The 6,011-nt window shown below is 69.0% G+C and carries 5 protein-coding genes and 1 pseudogene; 4 read left to right on the top strand and 2 right to left on the bottom strand.

Annotation, left to right across the window (positions count from 1 at the left end; all coding sequences use genetic code 11):
• Together CGX12_RS18565 and CGX12_RS18560 are read right to left on the bottom strand one after the other, a co-directional pair.
• The coding region (locus CGX12_RS18565) for a FecCD family ABC transporter permease (RefSeq protein ID WP_094041363.1) at positions 1-1,032 on the bottom strand (1,032 nt) is incomplete at its 3' end.
• A 5-nt stretch (positions 1,033-1,037) separates the two neighbouring features.
• Positions 1,038-1,994, bottom strand: coding sequence for an ABC transporter substrate-binding protein (locus CGX12_RS18560; RefSeq protein ID WP_094041362.1), 957 nt, complete (start codon positions 1,992-1,994; stop codon positions 1,038-1,040).
• A gap of 257 nt (positions 1,995-2,251) precedes the next feature.
• Between CGX12_RS18560 and CGX12_RS18555 the strand changes: the two genes are divergently transcribed.
• The 4 genes and pseudogenes from CGX12_RS18555 to CGX12_RS18540 form a co-directional block, all read left to right on the top strand.
• Entirely contained in the window at positions 2,252-3,670 is a 1,419-nt protein-coding gene (locus CGX12_RS18555; RefSeq protein WP_094041361.1) for a YdgA family protein, read from the top strand.
• A gap of 267 nt (positions 3,671-3,937) precedes the next feature.
• Complete coding sequence (locus tag CGX12_RS18550) at positions 3,938-4,300, top strand: cupin domain-containing protein (protein WP_094041360.1); 363 nt, start codon at positions 3,938-3,940, stop codon at positions 4,298-4,300.
• A gap of 138 nt (positions 4,301-4,438) precedes the next feature.
• Positions 4,439-5,755: a diguanylate cyclase domain-containing protein gene (locus CGX12_RS18545; protein WP_094041364.1), complete on the top strand. Its 1,317-nt coding sequence runs from the start codon at positions 4,439-4,441 to the stop codon at positions 5,753-5,755.
• A 56-nt stretch (positions 5,756-5,811) separates the two neighbouring features.
• Positions 5,812-6,011, top strand: a pseudogene (locus CGX12_RS18540) (YkvA family protein); the annotation flags it as partial.

Here is a 6,011-nt window from a genome sequence, read left to right as displayed (position 1 = left end):
GAGCGGGAAAGATGAATAAAAGACACGGACGGGCGGCGCCGCGGGCCCCCCCACCCCCCAGAGCACGGGGGCCCGGACGGGCGGGGGGGGCACGCCGATGGGCAGCTCCGCCGGCGCCACCAGCAGCCGCGACAGGGTGTCGGCGGCGATGACGATAATGGGGCCGACCGGCAGGCAGAGCCAGAGGGTACGGCGGATATCGGGCCCGGCCAGGGCCCGGGCCACAAAGGGCACCACCAGGCCCACGAACAGGATGGGGCCGGCCACGGCGGTGGCCGACCCCACCAGCAGCGCCACGATCAGCACCGCCAGCAGGCGCACCCGCCCCGGCTTGTGGCCCAGGCCCCGGGCCACGTTCTCCCCCAGGGCCAGCGCCGCCAGCGGGCGCACCACCACCAGGGTGAGCGCCAGGGCCAGCAGCAGGGAGGGCAGTATCTGCCACAGATGATCCAGGCTGCGCCCGGCCACGCTGCCGATGACCCAGAAGCGGATTTCGTCGGCGGTGCGCTGGTCGAACAGCAGCAGCAGGGAGGTGAGCGCCAGCAGCAGGCTGGACAGGGTGGCACCGGCCAGCACCAGGCGGATGGGATCGTTGCCCACCCCCTGCAGCCGGGCGGCGCTTAATACCAGCAGGCAGCCGGCCAGGGCGCCCAGCTGCGCCACGTGCACCGTCAGGGTGGCGGCGCTGGCTCCCAGCATCAGCGCCAGGGTCACGGCAAAGCCGCTGCCGGCGCTCACCCCCAGCAGGCCGGGCTCGGCCAGGGGATTGCGGGCCAGGGTCTGCATCAGGGCGCCGGCACAGCCCAGCGCCATGCCCACCACCAGGCCGACCAGGGTGCGCGGCGCGCGCAGCTCGGCCACCACGAAGCGGGCCTCGTCCGAGCCGCCCCCGAACAGCACGGCCAGGGCCTGGCCCGGGCCGATATGACCGGCGCCGAGCAGCAGGCTGGCCAGGCACACCAGCAACAACAACAGGCCCGCCGCCAGCATCACCGCAAACAGCGGGCGCCGGGACGCGGCGACAACCACCATGGAGGTCAGCGCGCCGCGTGTTCGAGCACGCGCTCAACATCGTCGAGGATGGCGTTGGCCGCCAGGGGGCCGGTGGCGCTGGTCCAGACCTGGCCGTCGACCGGGAACACCCGCTGCTGCCGCACCACGCTCAGGCGGGCAAAGGCGGGGGATGTTTCGGCGGCGGCCAGGGCCTCGCGGCCGTCGTGGTTCAGGGTGGCCATAAACAGCCAGTCGCCGTCCATCAGCGCCAGGTTCTCCTGGCTCAGGGGCGAACTGTGGGGCAGGCCCGGCTTGACGATGCCGCCGTCCCGCACCTCGAAGCCCACCGCCTGCAGCAGGCCGGGGGTAAACAGCCGGGAAGACATCATCATGGCGCCCTGGGGCATCCAGCGGGCCAGCGCGGCCTTGCGCCCGTCGGCGGGCACCGCCTGCCCGAACTTCTCCGCCAGCGCCGCGGTGCGCTGGTCCAGCCCGGCCAGCACGCCGTCCAGCTCGGCTTCTTTGTCCAGGGCTTTGGCGAACAGGCGGGCTTCCTCCTTCCAGGCGCCCTCCTCGAACATGTCGATGTCCGGCACCAGGGTCGGGGCCACCGCCGACAGCAGGCGGTACTGCTCTTCCGGCAGGGAGGACGAAGCCAGGATCAGATCCGGTTGCAGGGCGATCACCGCCTCCAGGTTGGTCTCGCGGGCGGTACCCACTATGGCGACCTCGCCCGCCTTGTCCTGCAGGTAGCCGGCCACGCCGTCACCGCCCCGGGTGGCCACCGCACCCAGGGGAGTCACGCCCACCGCGATGCTGGTATCCAGGGCGCCTTCGTACAGGGTCACCACCCGCACCGGCTCGCCGTCGATGCGCAGCTCGCCGAAGCGGGTGTCCAGAATGCGGGCCTCGGCCAGGGCCTGGCCGGACAGCAGGGCACCCAGCATCAGGGCGGCCGCCTTGAACAGGCGGGAAGAGGGCGCGGCAAGGGTTCCTGACATAAGGTATCTCCAACAACAATTGGGTAAGAAAAGAGGGGACGCGTCGAGCATCCAATTCGCCAATGATAATGGTTTGCGTTAACACTTCAAAGGCGCAGGAACAGGAACAAAGGGTTCCAGATATGGAACGGGAGCCCTTCCACCCCAAGGTAAAGCCGGCCAGGTACTGGCACTGCTGCCGGTTTTTGATACTCTTCTTAATTCCAAACGGAGCCAAAACAACCAGGAGCTGACGCCCCCGGGCGCAGACGACAATAATGAAGAGAGCAGTGATTTCCGTGGCGGCCGTGGCCGTGGCGGCCGGCCTGTATGCCGGCACCCAGTATTACATCGGCACCCGTATCGCGGCCCAGGCGGACGAATGGCGGCAGCAGGCCGCCGCCCACGAGGAGCTGTGGGTAACCCGGCTGGACTACGAGGCGGGCCTTGGCGGCGGCACCCTGCACTACGACCTGAGCTACCGCCCCCTGCCCGGCAATCCCCTGCACGACCTGCTGGCCGAATGGCAGCCCACGCCCGAGTTGCACCTGCAGGGCAGCCTGCCGGTAACCCACGGCCCCTGGCTGGGCAGCGAAGGTTTCGGCCTGGCCAGGGTGGAACACCAGTCTCCCCTGCCGGAGGCGGCCCGTGCCTGGCTGCCCAATTATCCGGGCCAGGCCCCCCTGCTGACCCTGACCGGCGTACAGCAGTGGGACGGCAGCCACCAGCTTGCGCTGCGGCTCATCGACTACCGCGGCCAGATGGCCCAGCCCGGCGGCAACGAGCGACTGGAGCTGACGCTGGCCGACAGCCAGCTCGAGGCCCGCTGGCAGCCGCGACAACAGCGGCTGCAACTGGAGGGCCGGATAGGCGAGTTCAGCCTCGGCCTGCCGTCCATTGCCGAGCGCCTGAGCCTGCAACAGCTCAGCCTGACCATGGACGCCACCGCGGCCGACCGCTACCTCTGGCTGGGCGACAGCGCCCTGGCCCTGCAGCAGCTCAGGTTCAGCAGCCAGCACACCCGCTTCGGCCTGCAGGAAGCGATTGTCAGCACCCGCACCGAGCAGGAACAGCAGCACCTGAACCACCATACCGAGATCTCCCTGGGCGGCGTGACCCTGCCCGCCCAGCAACTGGGCCCCAGCCGCCTGCGCCTGGCCCTTAACCGGCTGGAACTGGCCCCCTACCAGGCCCTGCTGCAACGCCTGGAGCGGTTTGACCCCGGCCAGGACGCGGAAGCCGAATGGCAGCAGATCCGGCCCCTGCTGGAGCGGCTGCTGGCCTACCAGCCGGAGCTGGGCATAGAAGAGTTCAGCCTGTCGCTGGCCGAGCCCCACGACACCAGCGCCCGCGCCAGCCTGCGCTACACCGGCACCGGCAGCCTGGATCCGGAGCAACTGCCCCGGCAACTGCACCTGGCCGCCCACGCCCAGGCCAGCGACGCCGCCTTCCAGCAGTTGCTGAGCTTTATGATCGCCGAGGAGTCCCCGGGCCTTTCCGCCGAGCAGCAACAGCAAATACTGGCGGAAAGCGCCCCGCAGATGAAAGCCCTGCTGCTGCAAACCCCCTTCGTGGTGCAGCTGGGCGAGCAGTTGCAGGCGGAGCTGGTGCTGGAAAACGGCCAGGTCAGCGCCCACGGCCAGCCGGTGATGAGCGCCGAGGCGCTGCTGGACGCCTCCGGCCTGGGCGAGGGCTAGAGCACCATCCGGCCTGCTGCAACGCCTGTAGGCGCCCGTTTACCTGGCGCAAACCGGCAGCTGCACCTCCTGTAGGCGCCCGTTTACGTGGCGCAAACCGGCAAACGGTGGGGAGCTTGGATATCAGGCGCCGTATTCCCGTCGGCTGAAGCGACGGCTACAGCGGCTTGGGGCGCGGGCGCCCCACCTGCAAGGCGCCCTTTCCTTTGCGCCTTCGCTCGTTTATTTTACTAAACACTTTAGCGACAGCGACAACAAGGAGCCGTTATGTCCAAAAGCCTCGAGGATGTGATCGTCATGGGCCGCCACCCGGTGCCGGCCGAGACCATTGATCCCAACCCCGATACCCTGGTCGCCGGTAACCCGGTGCAGACCCTGGCTAACCACTACAGCAGCGCCGACAACCGCTTTCATGTGGGCACCTGGGGCAGCGAGCCGGGCCGCTGGCGGGTGAACTACACCGAGCACGAATACTGCAAGCTGCTCCGGGGCAAGGTGATACTGCACGACCTGGCCGGCAACCGCCTGACGCTCGCCCCCGGCGACGACTTCATCATCCCCGCCGGCTTCCGGGGCGAGTGGGAAACGGTGGAAGCCTGCGAAAAGCTCTATGTGATCTACCAGGCCTGAGCCCCGCCCGGGCGCGCCGGGCGGGCTTGTGCCAACGCCGGAATCCGTTCACACTACATCCGGCAGCGCCGCCGCCGCTGCCGGAATAACGGAGGAGTTCCATGCCACGAACGGCAACCCCAGGCGATGGCCTTTGATATGGACAGGCTACCCGACCTCACCCTCGGCAACGTGACCGATCTGCTGCTCGATGCCATCTGCATCGTGGACACCCAGGGCAACTTTCTTTACATCAGCGCCGCCGGCGAACGGATCTTCGGCTACCGGCCCGAGGAAATGATCGGCCGCAACATGTTCAACTTTATCCATCCCGGCGACCATGACCGAACGCGCAACGCCGTCACCGAGATCATGGCCGGCCAGCCCAAGCCGCATTTTGAAAACCGCTATGTGCGCAAGGACGGCAGCACCGTCCATATCATGTGGTCCGCCCGCTGGTCGGAGCCCCACCAGTTCCGCATTGCCGTGGCCCGGGACATTACCCAGCGCAAGCTGGCCGAATCGCGCCAGGCCGCCATCTACGCCATTGCCGACGCCGCCAACATCCTGGGGGACCTGGACCGGCTGTTCAAGCGCATCCACCAGGTGGTGGACGACCTGCTCGGCGCCAGCGATTTTATCGTTGCCGTTTGCCACCCGGAAACGGGCCGGCTGGAGTTTCCCTACCGGGCCCGGCCCGAGCCCCTGTCGCCCGAAAGCCAAGCCCGGATCTCGCGCCTGCTGGCGGAGCCGGTGATCCGCCGCGGCGAAAGCCTGCTGCTCGGCGCCGGCGAACTGCGGGGCACCGCCGCCGGCCCGGAAGACAACGGGCTGGCCGCGCCCATCAAGTCGCCGGAGGGCACCCTCGGCGCCCTGCTGGTACTGCGCCCGGCCGGCCAGCTGCCGTTTGGCGAGCAGGACCGGGAGCTGCTGCAGTTTGTGGCGGCGCAGCTGGCCACGGCGATGGAGCGCAAGCACATGCTGCTGCGGCTGGAGCACATGGCCCGCTTCGATCCGCTGACCGACCTGCCCAACCGCGCCCTGTTCATGGACCGCCTGCAAACGGCGCTGAAAAGGGCGCACCGGGAGCAGGGCCGGCTGGCGCTGCTGTACCTGGATCTCGACAAGTTCAAGCAGGTGAACGACCACTACGGCCACCTGGCCGGCGACCGGCTGCTGCAGGAAGTGGCGGGCCGGCTGCTCGGCTGCGTGCGCGAATCGGACACCGTGGCCCGGCTGGGCGGCGACGAATTCGTGGTGCTGCTGGAAGACATGGCGCCCCCCGCGGCGGTGGAACAGGTGGCCGACAAGATCCGCCGGGCGCTGGCCGCCCCCTACCGCCTGCCCGAGGCGGTGCTGCACATCCGGCCCAGCCTGGGCGTGGCCCTGTATCCGGACCACGGCGGCACCGGGCAGGAGCTGATGGCCCACGCCGACGACGCCATGTACCGGAGCAAGAAGGGGGCAGCAAGATGATCGACTCCCTGAAACACCGGGCCAGGCAACTGAAGGCCCACACCCTGACCGTGTATTTCGCCGCGCGCGACCCGCGCATGCCGATGGCGGTGCGGGCCCTGGCGCTGCTGGTGGCCGCCTATGCGCTGAGCCCCATCGATCTGATCCCGGACTTCATCCCGGTGCTCGGCTACCTCGACGACCTGCTGCTGGTGCCGCTGGGCGTGGCCCTGGTGGTGCGGCTCACGCCCAGCGGCACCAGCAGCAGGTCGTCGAG

The sequence above is a fragment of the Zobellella denitrificans genome (assembly GCF_002237365.1).
In the GTDB taxonomy this organism is placed as follows: Bacteria; Pseudomonadota; Gammaproteobacteria; order Enterobacterales; family Aeromonadaceae; genus Oceanimonas; species Oceanimonas denitrificans.
This window is presented reverse-complemented; position numbering and strand designations above follow the sequence as displayed.

Bases quoted from the DNA above. Each gene is read 5' to 3' on its own strand.
- CGX12_RS18545 (WP_094041364.1), top strand. From the start codon at position 4,439: ATGGACAGGCTACCCGACCTCACCCTCGGCAACGTGACCGATCTGCTG.
- CGX12_RS18555 (WP_094041361.1), top strand. From the start codon at position 2,252: ATGAAGAGAGCAGTGATTTCCGTGGCGGCCGTGGCCGTGGCGGCCGGC.
- CGX12_RS18560 (WP_094041362.1), bottom strand. From the start codon at position 1,994: ATGTCAGGAACCCTTGCCGCGCCCTCTTCCCGCCTGTTCAAGGCGGCC.
- CGX12_RS18550 (WP_094041360.1), top strand. From the start codon at position 3,938: ATGTCCAAAAGCCTCGAGGATGTGATCGTCATGGGCCGCCACCCGGTG.